The following is a 23,885-nucleotide window of genomic DNA, read 5'->3' as shown; positions in this document are numbered from 1 at the left end:
AATCCGGCCGAACCCCCCACGACTCCACCAACCGGAACAACGCCACCTGCACCGCGAACAACCCCGGCTGCGCGAACAACGTCCGATCCAAAGCCACCGCATCAGCCGCGATCACCTCACGCAACGACGGCTCCAACCGCCCGCACACCTCATCAAAAGCAGCAGCGAACACCGGAAACCGCTCACACAGCTCCAGGCCCATGCCCAGCCGCTGCGACCCCTGACCCGAGAACAGGAACGCCACCTTGCCGGGGCTGACGGGTTGCGAGGTGTCCTCGGTGATCCGGGCCAGTTCGGCCGCGAGTTCGTCGCGGTCCTGCGCGATCACGACCGCCCGGTGCTCGAACACCGGCCGCACGCTCCTGGTGTAGGCGACGTCCAGCGGCTCGTGCCCGGTCTTCAGCAGCGTCCGGGCCTGGGCGCGCAGCGCTTCGCCGGTCCTGGCCGACAGCACGACCGGCATGACGGGCATGACGGGCATGACGGGCATGTCCGCGCCGCCGGCGGCGCCGTGCTCGGGGTACTCCTCCAGGATCGCGTGCGCGTTGGTGCCGCTCAGCCCGAACGACGACACGCCCGCCCGGCGCGGCTCCTCGCCGCGCGGCCACGCCGCAGGCTCGGCGAGCAGGGCCAGTCCGCCCGCGTTCCAGTCCACGTGGGGTGTCGGCTCGTCGACATGCAGCGTCCGCGGCAGCGTGCCGTGCCGCATGGCCTGCACCATCTTGATGACGCCGGCCACGCCGGACGCGGCGAGCGTGTGCCCGATGTTCGACTTCACCGACCCCAGCCACAACGGCCGCTCCCGGCCCTGGCCGTACGTGGCGAGCAGGGCACGGGCCTCGATCGGGTCGCCGAGCGCGGTGCCGGTGCCGTGCGCCTCCACGACGTCCACCTGGCCGGGTGACAGCCCCGCCCCGGTGAGCGCCTGCTGGATCACCCGCTGCTGCGCGAGGGTGTTCGGCGCGGTCAGGCCGTTGGAGGCGCCGTCCTGGTTGATGGCGCTGGACCGGACCAGGGCGAGCACCCGGTGGCCGTGGCGCAGGGCGTCGCTGAGCCGTTCGAGCACCACGATGCCCACGCCTTCGGCCATGCCCATGCCGTCGGCCCCGGCCGAGAACGCCTTGCAGCGGCCGTCTGCCGCCAGCACCCGCTGCCCGCCCAGCTCCACGAGCGGGCCCGGCGACGACAGCACGGTGGCGCCGCCGGCCAGGGCGAGCTCGCAGTCGCCGGCGCGCAGCGCGCGCACGGCCAGGTGCAGCGCGACCAGCGAGGTCGAGCAGGCGGTGTCGACGGTGACCGCCGGGCCTTCCAGCCCCAGCGTGTACGCGATGCGCCCCGACGCCACACTCGGCACGACACCGGTCACCACGTGACCCTTGACGTTCGGCGGCGCCTGGTGGAACAGCGGGCCGTACTCCTGGTAGTTGATGCCGACGTACACGCCGGTGTGGCTGCCGCGCAGGGCCTGCGGGTCGAGCCCGGCGTGCTCCAGGGCCTCCCACGACTTCTCCAGCAACAACCGCTGCTGCGGATCCATCACCAGCGCCTCACGCGGCGAGATCCCGAAGAAGTCGGCGTCGAAGCCGGCCACCTCGCTCATGAAACCGCCGCGCCTGACGTACGTGGTGCCGGGCCGGCCGGGGTCGGGGTCGTACAGCGCGGCCAGGTTCCAGCCGCGGTCGCCCGGCAGCTCGGAGGTGGCGTCCCGGCCGGCCGCGACCAGTTCCCACAGCTCGTCCGGCGTGTTCGCCTCGCCCGGGTAGCGGCAGGCCATGCCGACGATCGCGATCGGCTCCCGATCGCGGTCCTCGTTCTCCTTGAGCCGCCGGCGCGTGGCCCGCAGCTCGATGGTGACCTTCTTGAGGTATTCGCGAAGCTTTTCGTCTTCCGACATGCGAAACGCCGTCCTTGGTCCGCCGGGCCGTTCAGGAATTGCCGAACTCGCGATCGATGAGGTCGAAGATCTCCGTGTCCGTCGCAGATTCGAGGTCGTCGTCGAGGGAGGCGTAGCCGGCCACGTCCTCGGTGGCGCCGCCGCCGAGGACGGCCGCCAGCGCGGCCAGGCGGCTGCGGACCAGCGCGCGGTCCGGGCCGTCGGCCGGCATCGCCGCGACGGCGGCCTCCAGCCGGTCCAGGTCGGCGAGCACGGTGGGCCGCCCTTCCAGCTCCCCACACAGATGGCGGACGAGCGCGGCCGGGCTGGGATGGTCGAAGACCAGGGTGACCGGCAGCTTCATGCCCGTCGCCGCGCCCAGCCGGTTGCGCAGCTCCACCGCGCTCAGCGAGCCGAGGCCGAGGTCCTTGAAGGGCCGATCGGCGTCCACCGTGTCCGGCGTCGCGTGGCCGAGAACGGCGGCGACGTGCTCGGTGACGAGCGCCAGCACCTCGGCCTCCCGCTCGGCCGGCGGCAGCCCGGCCAGCCGGTCCGCCCACGGCTGCCCGGCGGAGGGCCCGGCGGACGGCCCGTCCTGGGTGTCGCCGTCGCCGCGCGCCTCCTCGATCGCGGCGAGCAGCGGGCGGGACCTGGCGGAGGCGAACACCGGCGCGAAGACCGCCCAGTCCACGTTGGCCACCGTCACGCACGTCTCGTCCGCCGCGAGGATCTGACCGAGGGCGGTGAGCGCCAGCTCGGGCGGCAGGGTCGGCAGCCCCTGGCGGCGCAGGTGCGTCTCGTCCACCTCGTCGGGCATGCGCTCGCTGGCCCACACGCCCCAGGCGATCGACGTGGTGGCCCGGCCGCGTGCCCGCCGGTGCTCGGCGAAGGCGTCGAGGTAGGCGTTGCCGACCGCGTACGAGGCGTGGTCACCGCTCCCCCACACCCCGGCCACCGAGGAGAAGCAGATGAAGTGGTCGAGCTGCCCGGGGTCGAGGAGCTCGTCCAGATGCCGGGCGCCGCGGATCTTGGCTGCCGCCACGGCGCCGAGTTCGGCGGCCGTGACGCCGGCGAGCGGAGCCAGCCGGGTGGCGGTGGCGGCGTGCACCACCGTCCGCACGGTCTGCCCGTCGGTCTCGAGCCGGGCCAGCAGGCCGGCCAGCGCGTCCCGGTCGGCGACGTCGCAGGCCACGGCGCTGGCGCGGGTGCCCAGCTCGGTCAGCTCGGCCACCAGCTCCGCCGCCCCGGGGGCGTCGGGGCCCCGGCGGCTCACCAGGACGACGTGCTCGGCGCCTTGTCCGGCCAGCCAGCGGGCCACGTACGGGGCGATGGAGCCGGTGCCGCCGATGAGCAGCGCCGTACCGCGCAGCCGGAGCTCGCCCGCCGGGCCGCCGCCCGCGAGCGGGGCGCGCACGAGCCGCCGCACGTACACGCCCGAGGGCCGCACCGCGGCCTGGTCCTCCTCGCCGAGCCCGGCCAGGACGGCGCAGACCCGCGCGTACGCGGCCTCGTCGGGGTGCTCCGGCAGATCGATCAGGCCGCCCCAGATCTCCGGGTGCTCCAGCGCCGCCACCCGGCCCAGGCCCCAGACGGCCGCCTGCGCGGGGTTGCGCACGGTGTCGTCCGGCCCCGCGGCGACGGCTCCGCTGGTGAGCGACCACAACGCGGCCCTGCTGCCGGCCGCCGCCATGCTCTGGACCAGCTCCAGCGTGGCCACCGTACCGCCGGGCACGCCGTCCCGCCCGGCCCGCTCGTCGAGGCCGAGCAGCGACAGCACACCCGAGGGCCGTGCCGCCAGCGCCGCGGTGAGGGTGCTCCGGTCGGAGAAGGGCAGCGTCCGCGGTGACGCGCCGGCTCTCTTCAACGCCTGGACGGTCGCCTCCACCGTCGCGTCGCCGAGGTGGCTGCCCGGCACGACGACCAGCCAGGTGCCGGACAGCGCGGCGGGCGCCGCTTCGGCGTGCAGCCAGGTGACGCGGTATCGCCAGGTGTCCAGGACGGAGCGGGCGTGGTGGCGGTTGCGCCAGTTCGCGAGCGCTGGCAGGACGGAGCTGAGCGGCGGGTCGCCGGCCAGGTGGAGCTTGCGGGTGAGACCGTCGAGGTCTCCGACGTCTACCGCCTGCCACAGCTCGGCGTCCGCCGGATCGTGGTGGGTGGGCTCCAGCCAGTAGCGCCGGCGTTGGAAGGGGTAGGTGGGCACGTCTGCCGGGGTCGCGCCGGTGGCCGGCCAGGTGACGGGGACGCCCTGGACGAACGCCTGCCCGGCCGACAGCCAGAACCGGTCGAGCCCGCCGTCGTCGCGGCGCAGGGTCTCCACCACGGGCGCGTCGTCGATGTGCATGGCCAGCACCGGATGCGGGCTCACCTCGACGAACGTGCCCAGCCCCGCGCTCCTGGCGGCGTTGACCGCGTCCAGGAACCGCACGGGTTCGCGCAGGTTCGCATACCAGTAGTCGCCGTTCAGGCCGGTGGTGTCGATCGGCCCGCCGGTCACCGAGGAGAACCATGCCATCTCGCAGGCCCGTGGCCGGACTTCCAGGGCCCGGATCTCGGTCTCGACCTCCTCCACCGCCGCGCTGTGGGAGGCGTAGTCGACCGCGATCCGGCGCGCCCAGTGTCCTTCCGCTTCGCACCACGCCACGAAGCCCTCGACGGCCTCGGCCGGGCCGGACACCACGGTCGCGGCCGGGCCGTTCACCGCGGCGACCGACAGCCCCGCGAACCTGGCGAGGTGTTCCTCCACCCAGCCGGCCGGCTGCGACACCGACGCCATCGCGCCCCGGCCCGCCAGGCGCCCCAGCGCCCGGCTGCGCAGCGCCACCACCCGGGCGCCGTCCCGCACGGACAGCGCGCCGCTGACCACCGCGGCCGCGATCTCCCCCTGCGAGTGGCCGATCACGCCCGCCGGCACCACGCCCGCCGAGCGCCACAGCTCGGCCAGCGCCACCATCACGGCCCACAGCACCGGCTGGACCACCTCGGCCTGCTCCGGGATCACGTCGGACCGCAGCACCGCCTCGACGTCGAGGTCGCCGAACTCGCGCAGCGCCGCGGCGCATTCACGCAGCCGCCCCGCGAACGCCGGGGCCGTGTCCAGCAGTTGCGCCCCCATGTGCGTCCATTGCGACCCCTGGCCGGGGAAGACGAACACCACCCGGCCGTCGCCCCCGGCCACACCTCGCACCACCTGCGCCGACTCCCGGCCTTCCGCCAGAGCCGTCAGGCCCTCGACGCCGCCGACCACGACGGCCCGGTGCTCGAACACCGAGCGGCGAGCCAGCGCCGCCGCCACCCTGGCCGGGCCCTGCGCCTCCACCACGGGCGCCAGCCCCGCCGCCAGCTCCCGCAGCGCCGAGTCGTCACGCGCCGACAGCACCAGCGGCACGACCCCCGGCTCACCCTCAGCGGGAGCCTCCTCCAGCACGGGCGGCTCTTCCAGGATCACGTGCGCGTTGGTGCCACTGATCCCGAACGACGACACCCCCGCCCGCCGCGGCCGATCCATCGCAGGCCACGGCTGCTGCTCAGTGAGCAACGCCACCGCACCCGACGACCAATCCACATGCGACGACGGCTCATCAACGTGCAAGGTCCGCGGCAACACGCCGTGCCGCATCGCCTCCACCATCTTGATCACACCCGCGACACCCGCAGCCGCCTGCGCATGCCCGATGTTGGACTTCACCGACCCCAGCCACAACGGCCGCTCCCGGCCCTGACCATAAGTCGCAAGCAACGCCTGCGCCTCGATCGGATCACCAAGCGCCGTCCCCGTCCCATGCGCCTCCACCACATCCACATCACCAGCCGCAAGACGCGCATCCGCCAACGCCTGACCAATCACCCTCTGCTGCGAAGGACCATTCGGCGCCGTCAACCCGTTCGAGGCGCCATCCTGATTGACCGCACTCCCCCGCACCACCGCCAGCACCCGATGCCCCCGACGCCTCGCCTCCGACAGACGCTCCAGCACCACAACCCCGACACCCTCCGACCAGCCCGTCCCATCCGCGCCCTCCGCGAACGACTTGCACCGGCCATCAGGCGCCAAGCCGCGCTGACGACTGAACTCCACGAACACCCCAGGCGACGACATCACCGTCACCCCACCCGCCAGCGCCAGCGAACACTCACCACGCCGCAACGCCTGCCCCGCCAGATGCAACGCCACCAACGACGACGAACACGCCGTGTCGATCGTCACCGCCGGCCCCTCCAGCCCGAACGTGTACGCCACCCGACCCGACAACACGCTCGCCGCACCACCGGTCAGCAGATACCCGTCCGCGCCGGTGTCGGCCTGGTCGGTGCGGGGTCCGTAGTCCTGGTGCATGGCGCCGACGAACACTCCCGCGTCCTTGCCTCGCAGGGACGCCACGTCGATCCCGGCCCGCTCGAACGCCTCCCACGACGCCTCCAGCAACAACCGCTGCTGCGGATCCATCGCCAGCGCCTCACGCGGCGAGATCCCGAAGAAGTCGGCGTCGAAATCGCCGGCGTCGCTGAGGAATCCGCCGAACCGGGTGTCGGACGCCCGGCCGGATCCGGCGTCGAACAGCGCGGCCAGATCCCAGCCCCGGTCGGCGGGGAAACCGCCGATCACCTCGCCCTCGGAGGCCACGAGCCGCCACAGGTCCTGGGGCGAGGAGATCCCGCCCGGATACCGGCAGGCCATGCCCACGATCACGATCGGATCGTCGTCGGAGTGCTCCTCCCGTACGGGCACGGCCGGTGCCGCGGCGGGGTCGTCCGCTACCTCCTCGCGCAGCCGCCGCGCGAGCGCCTCCGGGCTGGGGTGGTCGAACACCACGGTGGTGGGAAGCTCGACGCCGGTGACGCTGTTGAGCGTGTTGCGCAGCCGGACGGCCAGCAGGGAGTCGAAGCCGAGCTCCTTGAAGGCCCGTCGCGGCTCGACGGCTTCCACGCCGGCGTGCCCGAGGACGGTGGCGACCTGCTCGCGTACCAGGTCGAGCAGCACCCGGTCCCAGTCGGCCGCCGGTATCCCGGCCAGCCTCTGCCGCAACGATCCGCCCGCATCGCCGGAGGTCCGGCGTCTGCCCGTACGGGGTGCCAGCTCGCGCAGCATCGACGGCACCGGGGCCGTGGCCCTGCGGGCGTCCAGGTGAGCGGGCACCAGCAACGCGTCCGGCGGGGCGGCGAGGGCGGCGTCGAGCAATGCCAGGCCATCCCGCGTCGGCATGAAGGCGACCCCCACCTCGCGCCACCAGCCGAGGTCGGCGGCCCGCAGTCCCCCGGTCAGGGCGCTGCGCTGCTCCCACAGCCCCCAGGCCAGGGAGATCGCGGGCAGCCCGAGCGAGCGGCGGTGCGCGGCGAGCGCGTCGAGATAGGCGTTGGCCGCCGCGTAGTTGGCCTGGCCGGGCGCGCCCAGCACGCCCGACAGCGACGAGAACAGGACGAACGCCGAAAGGTCGAGCTCTCGTGTCAGCTCGTGGAGGTGCCGGGCGGCCAGCGCCTTCGGCTGCAGCACCCGGTCGATCCTGTTGGGCCGCAGCGCCTCCACCACTCCGTCGTCCAGCACGGCGGCGGCATGGACGATCCCGCGCAGCGGCCGGTCGACCGGCACCCCGGCCAGCAGGGCCGCCAGCGCGTCCCGGTCCGCCACGTCGCAGGCGGCCACCGTCACCTCCGCGCCCGCCGCCTCCAGCTCGGCGACCAGCTCGCCCGCCCCGGGCGCGTCCGCGCCGCGCCGGCCGGTCAGGAGCAGGTGGCGAACGCCGTACCGGGTGACGAGGTGGCGGGCCACCTGTCCGCCCAGGGTCCCGGTGCCGCCGGTGATGAGCACCGTCCCGTCCGGGCCGAACGCCGCGATCTCCGAGACACCGGGCCCCTCCGGGCCGGACGTCGCGGTCGGGGACGCGCCGGTGCCGTCCGCGGGGGCCAGGCGCGGCGCGCGGAGCCGGCCGCCGCGCAGGGCGAGCTGGGGTTCGCCCGAGGCCACGGCGAGGGACGCCGTCTGTTCGAGGTTCTCGGTGTCGTCCACGTCGAGCAGCACGAACCGGCCGGGATGCTCGCTCTGCGCCGAACGGACCAGCCCCCAGACCGGCGCCTGGCGGGGATCGATCCGCTCGTCCTCATGGCCCGTCGCCACGGCCTGGCGGGTCACCACGACCAGGGGCGCGTTCCCGTCCTCGGCCAGCCACTGCTGGATCCGCTCCAGCGCCCACCGCGCCGCGCTGCTGGGGTCGTCCGGGCCGTCGGGGCACACCGCCGTGGCCGGACGTGACGCCGTGCCAGAGATGCCGGCGACCTCGGGCCAGCCGACGCGGTACAGCGAGTCGGGCCGCGCCGTCCTGAACCGGCGGCGCGAGGCGGTCCGCATCGCCAGGGCGTCCACGGACACGACCGGCCGCCCCTGGTCGTCGGCCGCGTCCAGGCGGATGGCGCCGTCGCGGCCGGGCCGGAGCCGTACCCGCAAGGCGGAGGCGCCGGTCCCGTGCACGCGCACGCCGGTCCAGGAGAACGGCAGCGGGATCTCGTCCGGTCCGGCGGCCGGGACCAGCTCGCCCAGCCCGATGGCGTGCAGGGTCCCGTCCAGCAGCGCCGGATGCACGGCGAAGCCGCGCACCTCCGTCTCCTCCGGCAGGACCACCTCGGCGTACACGTCGTCCCCGCGCCGCCAGGCCGCCCGCACGTTCTGGAAGGCCGGTCCGTAGTCGTACCCCTGCACGGCGAGCCGGTCGTAGAGATCCTCCACGTCCAGCGGCCGCGCCCCCGGCGGTGGCCAGGCGCCCGGCGTCTCGGCGACGCCCGCGCCGGCTCCGCCGGAGCCGGCCACCACGCCGGTGGCGTGGCGCGTCCACGGGGCGCCGTCCCCGGCGTCCTCGGGCCGTGAGTGGATGGCCACGGTACGGCGTCCCGTCCCGTCCTCGGGCCCCGCGACGAGCTGGAGCCGGACGCCGCCCCGCTCGGGCAGCGTCAGCGGCGTGTGCAGGGTGAGCTCCTCGACCTGGTCGCCGGCCTGGAGCGCGAGGTCCACGAACGCCGTCCCCGGCAGCAGCGCCCCGCCCCACACCGCGTGGTCGGCCAGCCAGGGGTGGCTCTCGGACGAGATCCGCCCCGTCCAGGTGAGCCCGCCGTCGGCGGTCTCCAGGACGGCGCCGAGAAGCGGGTGGCCGGCGGAGCTCAGGCCGAGCTGCCGGACGTCGGTCCGCGACGGCTGTGCCGCCAGCCAGTAGCGCCGGCGTTGGAACGGGTAGGTCGGCACCTCGGCCGGCACCTGGCCCGTAGGCGGCCAGTCGACGGGCACCCCGTGGACGAACGCCTCACCCGCTGACAGCAGGAACCGGTCGAGCCCGCCCTCGTCGCGACGGAGCGTCTCCACCACGGGCGCTCCCTCGATGTGCATCCCCAGCACCGGATGCGGGCTCACCTCGATGAAGGCACCCACGCCTGCCGCGCGCGCCGCCCCCACCGCGTCGGTGAACCGCACCCGCTGCCGCAGGTTCTCGTACCAGTAGTCGCCGTCCAGGCCTGTGGTGTCGAGCAGGGTGCCGGTCACGGAGGAGAAGAACGACACCTCCGAGCGGCGCGGCCGCACCGTCAGCCCCCGGATCTCGTTCTCGACCCCCTCCACCGCCGCGCTGTGGGAGGCGTAGTCCACCGCGATCCGGCGCGCCCACACCCCCTCGTCCGCACACAACCCCACAAAACGCTCAACGCCCTCGATCGGGCCCGAAACCACCGTCGCCGCCGGGCCGTTCACCGCGGCGACCGACACCCCCGCGAAAGCGGCGAGCCGCTCCTCCACCCAGCCGACCGGCTGCGACACCGACGCCATCGCGCCGCGCCCCGCAAGCCGCGCCAGCGCGCGGCTGCGCAACGCGACCACCCGCGCGCCGTCCTCCACAGACAGCGCACCGCACGCCACAGCGGCCGCGATCTCCCCCTGCGAGTGCCCCACCACACCCGCCGGCCTCACCCCGACCGAACCCCACAACTCGGCCAGCGCCACCATCACCGCCCACAGCACCGGCTGGACCACCTCGGCCCGCTCCGGCACCACCCCCGACCGCAACACCCCCTCCACATCGACATCGCCGAACTGCCTCAAGGCCGCGGCGCACTCGCGCAGCCGTCCCGCGAACACCGGCGCCGCGTCCAGCAGCCCGACGCCCATTCCCGCCCACTGCGAGCCCTGACCGGGAAAGACGAAGACCACACGCCCGTCACCCCCCGCCACGCCCCGCACCGCACCCGGCGACTCACCGCCCTCGGCCAGGGCCCGCATCCCGGCGGCACCGTCCACCACGACGGCCCGGTGCTCGAACACCGAGCGGCGAGCCAGCGCCGCCGCCACCCTGGCCGGGCCCTGCGCCTCCACCACGGGTGCCAGCCCCGCCGCCAGCTCCCGCAGCGCCGAGTCGTCACGCGCCGACAGCACCAGCGGCACGACCCCGGGCTCACCCTGAGCAGGGGCCTCCTCCAGCGCCGGTGCCTCTTCGAGGATCACGTGCGCGTTGGTGCCGCTGATCCCGAACGACGACACCCCCGCCCGCCTGGGCCGATCGCCCGCAGGCCACGGCTGCTGCTCGGTCAGCAACGCCACCGCACCCGACGACCAATCCACATGCGACGACGGCTCATCCACATGCAGAGTCCGCGGCAACACGCCGTGCCGCATCGCCTCCACCATCTTGATCACACCCGCGACACCCGCAGCCGCCTGCGCATGCCCGATGTTCGACTTCACCGACCCCAGCCACAACGGCCGCTCCCGGCCCTGACCATAGGTCGCAAGCAACGCCTGCGCCTCGATCGGATCACCGAGCGCCGTCCCCGTCCCGTGCGCCTCCACCACATCCACATCACCGGCCGACAACCCAGCCCCCGCCAGCGCCTGAGCGATCACCCGCTCCTGCGAAGGCCCGTTCGGCGCCGTCAACCCGTTCGAGGCGCCGTCCTGATTGACCGCGCTGCCCCGCACCACCGCCAGCACCCGATGCCCGTGACGCCTGGCCTCCGACAGGCGTTCCAGCACCACAACCCCGACACCCTCCGACCAGCCCGTACCATCCGCGCCTTCCGCGAACGACTTGCACCGGCCATCGGGCGCCAGGCCGCGCTGACGGCTGAACTCCACGAACATCCCGGGGTTCGCCATGACGGTGACGCCTCCCGCCAGCGCCAGCGTGCACTCGCCCGCCCGCAGCGCCTGCGCCGCCAGGTGCAGCGCCACCAGCGACGACGAGCACGCCGTGTCGATCGTGACGGCGGGCCCCTCCAGCCCGAACGTGTACGCCACGCGGCCCGACGCGACGCTCGGCGTCGTGCCTGTCAGCATGTGCCCCTCGAACCCCTCCGGCGCGGCGTGCAGAGGAGCGGCGTAGTCCTGCGGGACGGCGCCGAAGAAGACGCCTGTGGGGGTGGCGCGCAACGCGTGGGGATCCATCCCGGCCCGTTCCAGCGCCTCCCACGACGTCTCCAGCAGCAACCGCTGCTGCGGATCCATGGCCAGCGCCTCACGCGGCGAGATCCCGAAGAAGCCGGCGTCGAACTCCCCCGCGTCGTACAGGAACCCGCCCTCCCGCACGGAGGAACGCCCAGCGCGCTCCGGGTCGGGGTCGAACAACGCCCCCAGGTCCCAGCCCCGGTCGGCCGGAAACTCTCCGATCGCATCCCCGCCGGAGGCGACCAGCTCCCACAGGTCCTCCGGCGAGCGCACGCCGCCCGGGTACCGGCACGCCATCCCCACGATCGCGATCGGCTCGTGGTCGCGCTCCTCGGCCTCCCGCAGCCGCCGGCGGGTCTCGTGCAGTTCGACGGTCACCCGCCGCAGGTACTCCACCAGCTGGTCGTTGTCCGTCATCCGGCTGCCCCCCGAGTTCGTCCCGCCGTGCGTCATCCGAGTTCCCCGTCGATGAAGCTGAGAAGTTCGTCCACCGAAGCCGTTCGCAGCCGGCCGGCGACCTCGTCCTTCGGTGGTCTCTCGGCCGGTGCCGCCATCTGCCGGGACAGTGCGGCCAGCCGGTCGGCGAGCTCCGCGCGCCTGGCCGGGTCGGCGGGGGGCTCGTCGAGCGCCTCGGCCAGCCGGTCGAGCATCGTGCTCAGCGGGTCGGGCGGCCGTAGCTCCGCGCGCAGGTGCTCGGCCAGGAGTGCGGGCGTGGGGTGGTTGAACATCACGGCGATCGGCAACCGCAGCCCGGTGGCGGCGGCGAGCCGGCTGCTCAGCTCGACGATCAGCGGCGAGTCGAACCCGAGGTCCGTGAACGTCGGCGTCATGTCCACCGCGTCCGGGTCGTGGTGCCCGAGCAGGGCCGCCACCTGCGCCCGCACCAGTTCGGCGGGATCCGCGGTGGCCTCCTCGGCGATCGGCGCGGCTTCGTCCCGCTTCTTCGCGGGCGGCTCCACGACGCGCTCACGGGTGTCCAGCCAGTGCCGTTGCCGCTGGAACGCGTAGGTGGGCAGGTCGACCACCCGGGCGTCGGTGCCGGCGAAGCACCGGTCCCAGGCGACCGCGGCCCCGGCGGTGTACGCCTCGGAGAGCGAGGTGAGGAACCGGTCCAGCCCGCCCTCGTCCCGGCGCAGCGTTCCCAGTGCCGCCGCCTCCGGTACGGTGTCCCGCACCCCTCCGGTGAGGACCGGGTTCGGGCTCACCTCGACGAAGATCCCGCAGTCGATCGTCCGTACGGCCTCGGCGAAGCGGACCTGGTGGCGAAGGTTCCGGTACCAGTACTCGGCGGTCAGCTCCGCACCGGCCAGCGGGCCGCCCGTGACCGTCGAGTGGAACGGCACCCGGCCGGCGGCGGGACGGGTCGGGGCGAGCGCGTCGAGCATCTCCGCGTGGATGACCTCGACCTGGTGGGAGTGCGAGGCGTAGTCGATCGCCACCCGGCGGGCGCGCACCCCGTCGGCGTCGTACCGCTCCTGCAGAGCCGTCAGGGCGTCGAGGTCGCCGGACACCACGGTGGAGCCGGGCCCGTTCACGGCGGCGATGGTCAGGCCGTCGGGCAGGTGCTTGTCGACCTCCTCGGCCGGGAGCACGATCGAGAGCATGCCGCCGCGGTGGGCGAGCCTCATCAGCAGGCGGCTGCGCAGCGCGACGATGCGTGCGGCGTCGGGCAGGGTGAGCGCGCCCGCGACGTGGGCGGCGGCGACCTCTCCCTGGCTGTGCCCGACGACCGCCGACGGCCGCACCCCGTAGGACTCCCACAGGGCGGCGAGCGACACCATCACCGCGAACAGCGCGGGCTGCACGAGGTCGGAGTGCTGCAAGGTGGCGGGGTCGTCGAGGATGTCCAGCAGCGGCCGGTCCAGGTAGGGCGCGAAGGCGTCGGCGCACGCGTTCATGTGTTCGCGGAAGACCGGTGAGCTCTCCAGGAGCGGCACCGCCATGCCGGTCCACTGCGATCCCTGCCCGGGGAAGACGAAGGCGACCCCGTCCCGGGGTCCGGCGGCGCCTTCCACGAGGCCGGGGGCGGGCCGTCCGGTGGCGAGGGCGTCGAGTCCGCGCTCGAACCCGGCGCGGTCGGTGGACAGGAGCACGGCCCGGTGCTCGAAGGCGGTGCGTGTCGTGGCCAGGGAGAGGCCGAGGTCGAGGTTGCGAGCGGGGTGCTCGCGCAGCCGGCCGAGCAGCCGCCGGGCCTGGTCGCGGAGTGCTTGCCGGTTCCGCCCTGACAGCGGCCACGGGATCGGCAGGGACGGTGGGTCTTCGCCGGGGTGGGGATCCGGCGGCGCGGGGTGGGGGGCGGGCGGTTCGGCGAGTACGAGATGACAGTTCGTGCCGCCCATCCCGAACGAGCTCACTCCCGCGATCAGCGGGCGGTCCGGCTCCGGCCAGGGCCCCGTCTCCGTCTGGACGCGTAATCCCAGCTCGTCCAGCGGAATGCGCGGGCTGGGACGCTCGAAGTGGAGGCTGGGAACGAGCTGCCTGTTGCTGATGCACAGGATCGTCTTGATCAGGGCGGCGATCCCGGCGGCCCCTTCGAGATGCCCGATGGCTGTCTTGACCGATCCGACCCGTAACGCGGCGGGATCACCCCGGCGGAAGACCGTCCCCAACGCCATGGCCTCGATGGGGTCGCCCACGAAGGTTCCGGTGCCGTGTAACTCGACGTGCTGCACCTCGTCGGCCCGGATCCCCGCCGAGGCGTGTGCCCGCCGGATGACGTCCTGCTGCGCCTCCTGGTCGGGGCTGGTGAGCGTGTCGCCACCGCCGTCGTTGTTGACCGCGCCGCCGAGGATCACCCCGTGGATCCGGTCACCGTCGGCGAGTGCCGCCTCGAGCGGTTTGAGCACGACCACCCCGCCGCCCTCGCCGCGCGCGTATCCGTCGGCGCCGGCGTCGAACGTCGCGGAGCGGCCGCTGGGCGACAGCCCGCCGAACGCCGCCGAGACGGCCGCGCTGCCCGGATCGAGCACCAGGTTCGCCCCGCCCACCAGGGCAACGTCACATTCGCCGCGTAACAGGCTCTCGACCGCGAGATGGACGGCGACGAGCGACGACGACTGCCCGGTGTCCACGACGAGGCTGGGGCCCCGTAATCGGAGGATGTAGGAGATCTGGTTCGCGAGCAGCGCGCGGTGCAGGCCGCTCATCTCGTACGGCGACCTGGCCCCTGCCGCGTACCGCTGGGCGAGGGCGGCGTAGTCGTCCCACATCGCCCCGACGAAGACGCCGGTGCGGCTGCCGCGGAACCGTTCGGGCACCACCCGGGCGTCCTCCAGCGCTTCCCAGCTCAGCTCGAGGAGCAGCCGCTGGCGCGGGTCCATGGTCGCGGCCTGCCTGGCCGGGATGCCGAAGAAGTCCGCGTCGAACCGGTCGACGTGCTCCAGCCAGCCGCCTCGCCGCGTGTACGCCGGCGCGGCCGCGAAGCCCGGCTCGGCGTCCCACCGTTCGGGGGGCATGTCCGCCACAGCGTCCACGCCCTCGCGTAACAGCGTCCAGAACGCCGCCACGTCCGCCGCTTCCGGAAGCCGGCAGGCCATGCCGACGACCGCCACCTTGCCCTGTCCCCCGTCACCAGTCACCAGAGAGTGGTCCCCCTCAAGGCAGTGAATTCGAGCGACATGTCCCCGATGGGGCACACCGTCGGCCCCCATCCTAAGCAAGACCATTCTCCGCGCCGCAACTGGTTTCGGCGATCACTGTCGACTTCGATGTGAGATCTGCAACTGCCCGCGCATGAAGCGCGCCCGCGACGAGCGAGGTAGACTCCGCGCTTTTCCCTTCAGCGCCCGCGCTGTTCCACCGTCCCGCGCCACCCACGATGACCTGCTGAAACGGCCTCACGGTTACTCACTGACAGGCGGCGATCACACCTCCGGGCGAGGACGGCCCTCTTCTCACTTCGCCATCCGCCCGCCGTGATCGGCATACCCGGTCGGAACCGGCCGGGCGCCGGCGACCCCGCGAGTCAGGAAACCGTGACGCCGGTGACCAGCAGCCCGCCGGCGGCGAGCCAGCGGCCCGTGAACGCCCGGAGTGCGACGTCGCCGACGCGCGGTCCCGGCACGAGCAGCCGCGCGTAGAACGTGCCGCCGGGATCGATGTCGACGAGGGCGTCCTCGAACTCGAGCCCGCGTCGCGCCACCGGGTACCACGCCTTGTAGACGCTCTCCTTGGCGCTGAACAGCAGGCGGTCCCACGGCTGGGCGTCGCCGAGGCGGGCCAGCATCTCGCGCTCCCGGGGCAGGGAGATCGCCTCCAGGACGCCGTCAGGAAGCGGCCGGCACGGTTCGGCGTCGATGCCGACGCTCAGCACGTCCGCGGACACGGCCGCCGCCCGGTATCCGGCACAGTGGGTGATCGACCCCACGACGCCGGGCGGCCAGACGGGGGCGCCGCGCTCGTCCGCCAGGACGGGAGCGGGCGGGAAGCCGAGCCGGGCGAGGGCGGCGCGGGCACAGTGCCGTCCCGTGGTGAACTCGTCGCGTCGCTTGTCCACGGCGTTGGCGACGAGTGCCGCCTCCTCGCCGAGCAGCACGGCGCCGGGCACGTCGCCGAAGGACTCGACGCAGACGACCCGTTCCGGCAGGACCTCATCGATCATGGGCAGGCCGGATCTCGTTCACGCGCAGGGCTTTGGTACGGCACATCCGTGCGGCCGGCCGGCCCCCCGCGAGCGCCGGAGCACCCGGCGTGGCCGGCGGGCGCTGCTGCGTCCATCGCCGACGCGCGCACCCCGATCAGGGCCCCTTCTCCGGGAGGATCCGTACCTCGGCGCTGGGCACGGCCGCCCACCACCGGTCGTGGCGGCGGTAGACATCGGGCTCACGGCCGGCCAGCAACGCCAGGAGCGCCTGCGCCTCGCCGGCCAGTTCCTCCCACGTCCGGCTGGGCAGCGGGTGGAACGCGGTGGCCTCGATCCCTCCCTCGACCGGCCGCCACACGCCGGCGACCGCACCGTCGACCAGCAGCGTCGGCAGGACGTCGCCGTTGGACCGGGTGACGAGCTTGCGATAGTCGGGTGGGATGACGCGGCTGCGGTCGGCATAGGCCAGCAGGATGTTGTCCCACATGGGCAGCAGCCGTGGCGGGGCCGGTGTGTCGGCTGCCGGGCGCGGCGCGCCGGGCAGGTCGAACAGCTCCGTGCCGTCCGGCCCGGTCAACCGTTCGAGCGCTCCGGCCAGGGCGTCCATCGCGCCGCGGGCCCTGGAGCGCGACACCAGGGCGAACTGGGCGACATCGGCCACCGATGCCGGCCCGAACCCCTCCAGGTAACGCAGCACCAGCGTCTTCAGGGCCTGGTCGGCCGCCGTTCCCAGCGTCGGTGCGATTCCCGCCGCGACGTAGGCCGGCCGCGCGCCGAACGACCAGGGCCGGCCGGTAACGGCATGCAGCAGCGGCGCGTAGGACCGCAGCGCCCACCACACCCCTTTCGGTGGCACGCCGAGCCGCGCTTGGATCCAGGTCTGGATCTCCGCCGCGGTCCTGGGCCGGTCCGCGAAGGCCAGGAGCTCGCCGACCAACGCGTCAGCGTCCGCCGCGGTGAGGCCGCTGCCGGTGAAGCGCCGATCGCCGAGCCTGGCGGCGCGTAACGAGGGCTGCATCGCCTCGTGAAAGGGCGGGTAGTCCTCGGCGTGGACCGCGTGCAGCGTGATCCGCAGGAGCGTCGCCTTGACGACCTTACGGTCGGCGAAGGCCGCGTCCAGGTCCGCCGGCTCGAACCCCGCGAGCCGGTTCCACAGGGCCAGGTACGGCGAGGCGGCGTGCTGCGCCTGCAGGGCGACCACGCGGCGCACCCCTTCGGCGACATCCAGCGCCTGCCGTTGCAGGAGCAGTTGGCGGGTGAGCGTGGCCCGGTTGAGCTCCCGCGCGGTGAGCCGCATCCGTCAGCTCCTCTCAACCGGCGGCGTCGGGGCGTCGGTCGTGGTCCGGGACCGTGCGTCTGGTCGGCATAGGTCGATCATTGTAATGTCACCGCTCGTCCGAGATCTCCGGGTGCACGACATGCACGCACGCACGGGCCCGGGAAGCCATGGGAGAGGACCGGCACTTCGTCCAGCGCCTGCTCGGCGAGGTGAAGCCCGGGCGGGCCGCTGATCGTCTACAGAGTGGCGCCGACCATGACGGACAGGTCGATGAGGCGGTTGGAGTAGCCCCACTCGTTGTCGTACCAGCCGACGACCTTGACCTGCGAGCCGAGCACCCGGGTGAGCTGGGCGTCGAAGACGCAGGAGGCGGGGTCGGTGACGATGTCGCTGCTGACGATGGGCGCCTCGGTGTAGGACAGCAGGCCGTTGTACGGACCCGCCGCGGCCGCGGCGTACGCGTCCTTGACCTCCTGCACGGTGGTCGGGCGGCGGGTGGTGACGGTCAGGTCGGTGACCGAGCCGGTCGGGACGGGGACCCGCAGGGCGAAGGCGTCGAGCCGCCCCTGGAGCTCGGGCAGGACCAGGCCGATGGCCTTGGCCGCGCCGCTGGAGGTCGGGACGATGTTGAGCGCCGCGGCGCGAGCGCGGCGCAGGTCCTTGTGCGGCGCGTCCTGGAGGTTCTGGTCCTGGGTGTAGGCGTGAACGGTGGTCATCATGCCGGAGTCGATGCCGACCGCGTCGTGCAGCACCTTCGCCAGCACTCCGAGGCAGTTGGTGGTGCACGAGGCGTTGGAGATGATGGTGTGGCGTTCCGGGTCGTAGGCGTCGTCGTTCACGCCGAGCACGATGGTGACGTCCTCGCCGCTGGCCGGGGCGGCGATGATGACCTTCTTCGCGCCGCCGTCCACGTGCGCGCGCGCCTTGGCCGCGCTGGTGAAGATGCCGGTGGACTCGATGACCACGTCCACCCCCAGATCCCCCCACGGCAGGTCGGCCGGGTCGCGCTCGGCCAGCACCTTGACCGTGGTGTCCCCGGCACGGATCGCGCCGGGCTCGGCGACGACCTCGCCGGGGAACCGGCCCAGGATCGAGTCGTAGGCCAGCAGGTGGGCCATGGTCGCCACGTCGCCGAGGTCGTTGACCGCGACGATCTCCAGGTCGGCGCCCCGGGCCGCCGCCGCGCGGAAGACGTTGCGGCCGATCCGCCCGAAGCCGTTGATGCCAACACGAACAGTCATGGGTGTCTCTCCTCTTCAACCGGCCTACATCATAAGCATCTTATATAAATCCTCAATATATAATCAGGGCGTGAACGACGACATCTCCGACGACGACCTGGACGTCAACGCCTTCACCGCGGCGATCGAGAACTTCAACCGCTTCTACATCCGCCTCCCCATGCTGGAGAAGCTGTCGTTCACGACGCTGTCGGTGCTGGACACTCTGGCCTTCAGCGGCAGCCCGATGCGGCTGACCGACCTGACCAGGACCGAGCAGGTCAGCCAGCCCGCCATCACCCAGCTGGTCACCCGGCTGGAGCGCGACGGGCTGGTGGAGCGCCGCCCCGACCCGAGCGACGGACGCGCCGTCCTCGTCCACATCACCGAGGCCGGCCGCCGGATCGGCCGCTCCCGCCACGCTGACCGGACACGCCATCTGGCCCCGTTGATCGCCCAGCTGACCGGCGAGCAACGGCGGGCGATCGCCCACGCGCTGCCCGCCCTCGCCCGGCTCGCGGAGCTCGGGCGCGCCCAGCGGCCCGGCTGAGCCCTGGCACCACTCCGGAGAATCCCGGCTCAAGCCTGACGCGGGGAGATCAGAGCTGCCGGTAGTAGAAGACGACCGGCACCGCCGTGCACCCGAGCTTCTCGTACAGAGCCCTGGCGGGCGCGTGGAAGGGGTCGCCTCCGGTGCCGATCTCGACCACTTCCGCCCCGAGGGCTCGCATGCCCGCGAAGGCGTGCTCGCACAGCGCCGCGCCCGTGCCATGCCGGCGGTGGCCGGCCGCGACGGCGAGGTGCGAGATGACGCCGTTCCCGCGCGCCGTGTCGACGCTCCAGGCCACGTAACCGGCGATGGCGTGGCCCGCCTCCGCGACCGAGACGTGCTTGTGCGCGGCCGGGTCGTGCAGCCCGGCGACCTGCTCGCGGTAGTCGTCGCGCCAGGCGCCGTGCTGGTTGGCGAAGATGACGTCGCCGACCAGGGGACGGAAGTGATCCTCGTAGAACGGCCCGAACGTCTCGATGGTCAGATCCACGAGTCGGGCGAGGTCGTGCTGAACGAACGAGCGAATACGCATGGACGTGCGCCTTTCAGGCTGAGAGCTGATACCCGAGGGGCAAGGGGGCATCGGTCGGCCTGCTCACGGCAGTCGTGTGCGGTGAGCCGGCCCTCAGCTACGGGTACGCCAGGCGGCGAAGCACTCCATGACCCGCTACCTTAGCGCCTTCGCGCCGTTGGCCCCATGGCTTTTCGGACCGCGGGCGCGGAAGAAGGAGTCCGTTTCCCGGTGCCGGGTGGACGGGGCGGCCCTCCGCCGCATCGGTGAAGGCGCGGCGTCTCTCGACGACCGCGCCCTCACCCTGTGCCGGATGCCGGCCGGTTCACTCACACGGCCGACGGGTTCAGTCCAGCCAGCGGCCGACCCCGCGCACGGTGACTTCAAGCAGTTCCGCCGGATTCTCCGGATCGGGATAGTAGATGATCATCGTGGTGCCGGCCGGCAACAGCAGCTTGACGGCCTGGATGCACCCTGCCACAGCCTGCCGCTGCTGGTCAGGCCCGGTGCCGCTGATCGGGACCGCGTCGCACACCCCGCCCCGGTTGTTCATGACGAGCCGTAGCGTGGAGTCACGGAGCGCCACCTCCCGCGTGGCGACGCGATAGGCGAGCTGCGTCTCGAGGTGCCAGGCAGGAGGCGCGATGGGCAGGCCGAACTCCTGCCTGTACAGCAGGCCGAGGCGGTGTTCGAGGGCCGCCAGGTCGTCGTGCAGCCCGCTCTCGACGGTATAGCCCGCCCACTTCTCCAGGTCGCTGGACGGCGGCAGACTCGCGATCGGCAGTCCGCTAGCGTCGAGCACCCGTCCGGACTCGTCGACGATGTAGCCCTGGTTGTTCAGCCGCTTGATGGACTCGCTCACGTCCTTGAGCTGAAGCGCGGCGTCCTCGAACGGGCAGTGCCCGCCTTCCTGCAGGCATCCGATCGGAAGAGTGCGCAGCAGCGACGTCGCCAGATCGGACTCGTGGATCGCCGAGAGGATGGTGCGATCGGACAGGTGCTCGCGCAGGTACATCGTCCCCCAGACCGAGTTGTACTCGGCGAATCGCAGTTCCTCGGGGACGAGCGACTCCACGAAGGTCCCCTTCCACTCGCTCGAGTACTTGTTCCAGTCGGGATCCTCGGACAGGTCCAGGGCCCCGGTGATGCAGTCCGAGAACGCCTTGCTCCCGCGTGCGGCGGCCTTCCCCGCGGCGTTCTTGCAATCGTTGATCAACGACAGCTGGGAGGCGCCGTTGAGCAGGTCCAGCCCGGTCAGGGCCATGTACTCCTCGGCGAGACGGTGGGTCTCGGTCTCCCGGTCGGAGATCCCTCTTGCCGCGAAGTAGAACAGCGGGCTCAGGACGACGGACATGCAGGCGTCCTGAGCCTTGCCGACGAACTGCTTCTTGCAGTGCTCGATCCGCTCTTCGGCGTAGCCGTCCGGGTCGTGGAGCGGCCCCTTGGGGTCGTTGAGGATCTTCTCGACGTAGGCGTTGCAGTCGTGGTACCCGGGCAGGCCGTTCTCGGGCCCCGACTTGCAGTGTCCGTACCACTCGCCCTTGAGCTCGCGGAGGCGCTGCTCGGCCTGTTCCCGATAGTCATCGAACACTTCGGCGGCGATGCGAGCCGCTTCGGACGCGCTCTTGCCGGCCGCGAGCTGCGCGGCGTACGCGGTGTCGTAGGCGGCGAAGGCGCTGGCCGCGTCCTGTGCCGCCGAGACAGCCGAGGCGCGGGCCCAGCGGGCCGAGAGGGACGCCTTCCTGGCCGACTGCTGAGCCTGCTGGGCCGCGGCGGCGGCGGTGCGGACGGCCTCCGCGGCCCGTTCGGCGGACGCGGCGGCGTCGCGTGCGTGGGCGACGGCCTCGGTCGCGAACGTCCGCGCCTGCTCGGCCGCTCTGCCGGCGTCGTTCGCGTACCCGATGGCCTCCTCCGCCGAACCGCGGGCCTGTGCCGCCGCGGCCTGCGCGGTGCGCGCGAAGTCGACGGCGCGCTGCGCGATCTGCGAGGTCTCGATCATCAAGGACGTGGCGATGTAGTTGTGCGTCGCGGTCGCGTGGTCGCGCTCGGCCGCACGGTGCCGCTCCACCTCCAGGAAGTCGGCCTGCATCGCCGTCGTGCCGGCGAGAGCGACCTGGGCGCCGTTCCGCACCTCGGTGCCGTGAGACTCGTCGCCGGCGATCGCGCCGACCTTCGACCGGACGTCCATCGTGTACGCGGTGTTGTGCTTCACCTCCAGGAACTCCTCGAGGGCGTCCGGATCGTCCGAGCGCAGGGCGATGTTCGCCGCCTCCTCGGTCTGCGCGTGGCCGGCGCCGCGGGCCTCAGCGAGGATCCGGCCGATCTGCTCCCGCTGTTCGGCGGCTCGCTCGGGGTAGTCCGGGTCGTCGAGGAAGGCGATGACGTCGGGCCACCCGCCGTCGAGGGCGTCCTGGGCGGCGGCTCTCATGGCCGGGGTGCCGGTGACCATGAGACCGGTCAGGGTCGTGCGGTCGTCCTGCTCTTCCGCGGCTGCGAGCCCGCTCCTGACGAACTCGACGGCAAGAACGTCGTCGTCCTCGCCGAGCGCAGCCATGGCCGCCGAACTGGTCCACGTGCCGGGCACCGTCGCGAAGTATCGAGCCACCTCGCGCGCCTTGCGGGCCGCCGGCGCGGCCTCGGTCTGCGGGTTGGCCGCCTCGGCGATCAGCGCATCGATCTCGGGCGTGTGATAGCGGCCGATCGGCACTCCGAAGCCGCGGGCGTCCCCCAGCCGGGCCTGGGCGGCTTCCTGACTGATGTGCCGGGCGAACGACAACTCGAGCTCCAGCTCGTGCCTGAGCCGTTCGGCGTCCGCCGCACGTGCCGCCTTGTACACGATCTGGGCCGTCTCGGCTGCCTTCAACGCGTCCTCCGCCGCGCGGTAGGCGTTGTCCGCGTGCTGCGTCGCCAGCTCGGCCGCGTTGACGGCGCTGCCCGCGTGCTTGGCCGCGCTCGCCGCGGCGCTCGCTGCCTGCTCCGCATAGGACACCGCACGCGTCGCGGCATCTCGCGCCTTGCCGGCTGCGTCCTTGGCGATGTCCGCGTGGCGCACCGTCTCCGCGGTGGCGCGCTTCGCCCGTTCCGCGCTTGCGCCCGCACGTGCCGCCGCCGCGAACGCGGCCCGGGCCTCGGCGCTGGCCTCCCCCGCGTAACGGCCGGCGGCCTCGGCCGCGCGTCCGGCCGCCTCGGTGTTCGCCCGCGCCGAATCGGCGGCGGCGACCGCGGCGTACGCCTGCTGGGTCACGGCGGTGATCTGATCGATGGGCGAGAGCCAGGCGGAGATCTGCGGGCCGATCTGCTGCATGACCCGGTTGTGGTTCTCCGCCGTGGCAGCGGCCTTCGCGTCCAGCTCCGCAGCCGCCGCTGCCGCCCACGCCTCGTCGGACTTCGTGTGCGCCCGCGCCGCCGCGGTCGCCGCACGTCCGGCGGCCCCGGCTGCCGCGCGCGCGGCCTCCGCGGCTGCCCGCGCGGCTTGTACGGCGACGCTGGAGGCAGCCGCGGCGCGGTCGGCGGCCTCGGCCGCACGCCGGGCCTGGCGCCTGGCCTCCGCCGACTCCTGCCCGGCCTGCGCGGCGAGGCGTTCGGCCTCCTGGGCGTCGTTCTTGGCCGCCGCGGCCTCGGCCTTCGCCCGCTCGGCCTGTGCGACTGCGGAGACCGTCTCGAACGCCGCGCGGCGGGTCGCCTCCGTGGCACTCGCCCGGAGATCGTTCAAGGTCTGGTTCTCGTTGTCCCGGGCCTGGGCCACGCCCCAGTCGATCTGGACGAATCGCTCCTGCATCTCCAGGCTGCCGTCCTGAAGCGCCCGGTTCGCCGCATCCTGCACCTGCGGGCCGCCTTCGGCCATCGCCCGGTTGACGACCGCGCGAAGGTCCAGCTTGTACGGCAGCCGCCAGCCCGACTCGATGAACTGCCCCAGAGCCGCACGCGACCCGTTGCGCAGCACCGCGTTCGCGGCAGCCTTGACCTCCGGCCCGCCGGCCGCCTTCATCTCGTTCACGCTGGCGCGCAGGTCGATCTCCCGCGCGGTCTCCCAGCCACCGTCGAGGAACTTCACCACGGCACCGGAGTCGTCCGAGACCAGGGCGGCGTTGGCAGCGGCAGCCACCTCGGGCCCTCCGTGGGCCTTGATGCGGCCGACCTGTTCACGATCGTCCTGCGCCACGAGCCGGGGCAGCTCGGCCAGCAGAGCGCAGATCGCCGCCTTGTCCCCGAGCAGAGCCTTCTCCGCGGCCGGGCGCACGTTCACGCCGCCCGTGACCCACGCTTCCAGAACCATCTGACGTTCGCACACCGGCGCGGCGGGCGGGTCCGCCACCGCGGCCTCGGTGATCGGGCTGCCCATGAGAAGCAACGCGAGCACGGTGCCGATGACCCCTGCCGTCCGCCAAGGGGTCCTGCCGCGTAACGCTCGAATCGTATTCACGTCCACCATTTCCGTCGATGCGGTCAAGGCATGGGCTG

At 73.1% G+C, this 23,885-nt stretch carries 9 protein-coding genes; 1 reads left to right on the top strand and 8 read right to left on the bottom strand.

Features of this window, described 5'->3' with window-relative positions; translation table 11 throughout:
* The 6 genes from AB0I79_RS46065 to gap all read right to left on the bottom strand — a co-directional run.
* Window positions 1-1,894, bottom strand: a 1,894-nt coding sequence (locus AB0I79_RS46065) for a type I polyketide synthase (protein WP_357887537.1), incomplete at its 3' end; no start/stop codon positions are given.
* A 31-nt stretch (window positions 1,895-1,925) separates the two neighbouring features.
* The gene (locus tag AB0I79_RS46060) at window positions 1,926-11,699 is read right to left on the bottom strand and encodes a type I polyketide synthase (protein ID WP_357887534.1); all 9,774 of its coding nucleotides are present in this window, start codon (window positions 11,697-11,699) and stop codon (window positions 1,926-1,928) included.
* Between the two features lie 32 nt (window positions 11,700-11,731).
* Complete coding sequence (locus AB0I79_RS46055) at window positions 11,732-14,860, bottom strand: type I polyketide synthase (RefSeq protein WP_357887531.1); 3,129 nt, start codon at window positions 14,858-14,860, stop codon at window positions 11,732-11,734.
* Between the two features lie 386 nt (window positions 14,861-15,246).
* Window positions 15,247-15,882 carry a 4'-phosphopantetheinyl transferase superfamily protein gene (locus tag AB0I79_RS46050; RefSeq protein ID WP_357887528.1) on the bottom strand — a complete coding sequence of 212 codons (636 nt, stop codon included), beginning with the start codon at window positions 15,880-15,882 and terminating at the stop codon, window positions 15,247-15,249.
* Between the two features lie 136 nt (window positions 15,883-16,018).
* Window positions 16,019-17,161: a winged helix DNA-binding domain-containing protein gene (locus tag AB0I79_RS46045; protein ID WP_357887525.1), complete on the bottom strand. Its 1,143-nt coding sequence runs from the start codon at window positions 17,159-17,161 to the stop codon at window positions 16,019-16,021.
* 218 nt (window positions 17,162-17,379) lie between these two features.
* Window positions 17,380-18,384: a type I glyceraldehyde-3-phosphate dehydrogenase gene (gene gap, locus AB0I79_RS46040; protein ID WP_357887522.1), complete on the bottom strand. Its 1,005-nt coding sequence runs from the start codon at window positions 18,382-18,384 to the stop codon at window positions 17,380-17,382.
* Between the two features lie 70 nt (window positions 18,385-18,454).
* On the opposite strand from gap, the gene AB0I79_RS46035 reads away from it, so the two are divergent.
* Window positions 18,455-18,913 carry a MarR family transcriptional regulator gene (locus AB0I79_RS46035; protein WP_357887519.1) on the top strand — a complete coding sequence of 153 codons (459 nt, stop codon included), beginning with the start codon at window positions 18,455-18,457 and terminating at the stop codon, window positions 18,911-18,913.
* A 49-nt stretch (window positions 18,914-18,962) separates the two neighbouring features.
* Here AB0I79_RS46035 and AB0I79_RS46030 read toward each other — a convergent pair whose 3' ends face one another.
* Both AB0I79_RS46030 and AB0I79_RS46025 read right to left on the bottom strand, forming a co-directional pair.
* Complete coding sequence (locus AB0I79_RS46030; protein ID WP_357887516.1) at window positions 18,963-19,445, bottom strand: GNAT family N-acetyltransferase; 483 nt, start codon at window positions 19,443-19,445, stop codon at window positions 18,963-18,965.
* Window positions 19,446-19,770: 325 nt separating this feature from the next.
* Window positions 19,771-23,847 carry a DddA-like double-stranded DNA deaminase toxin gene (locus AB0I79_RS46025; protein WP_357887513.1) on the bottom strand — a complete coding sequence of 1,359 codons (4,077 nt, stop codon included), beginning with the start codon at window positions 23,845-23,847 and terminating at the stop codon, window positions 19,771-19,773.
* Window positions 23,848-23,885 lie beyond the last annotated feature (38 nt).

Origin of the sequence: Nonomuraea sp. NPDC050202, assembly GCF_040656115.1 — a bacterium.
Lineage (GTDB): Bacteria > Actinomycetota > Actinomycetes > Streptosporangiales > Streptosporangiaceae > Nonomuraea.
This window is presented reverse-complemented; position numbering and strand designations above follow the sequence as displayed.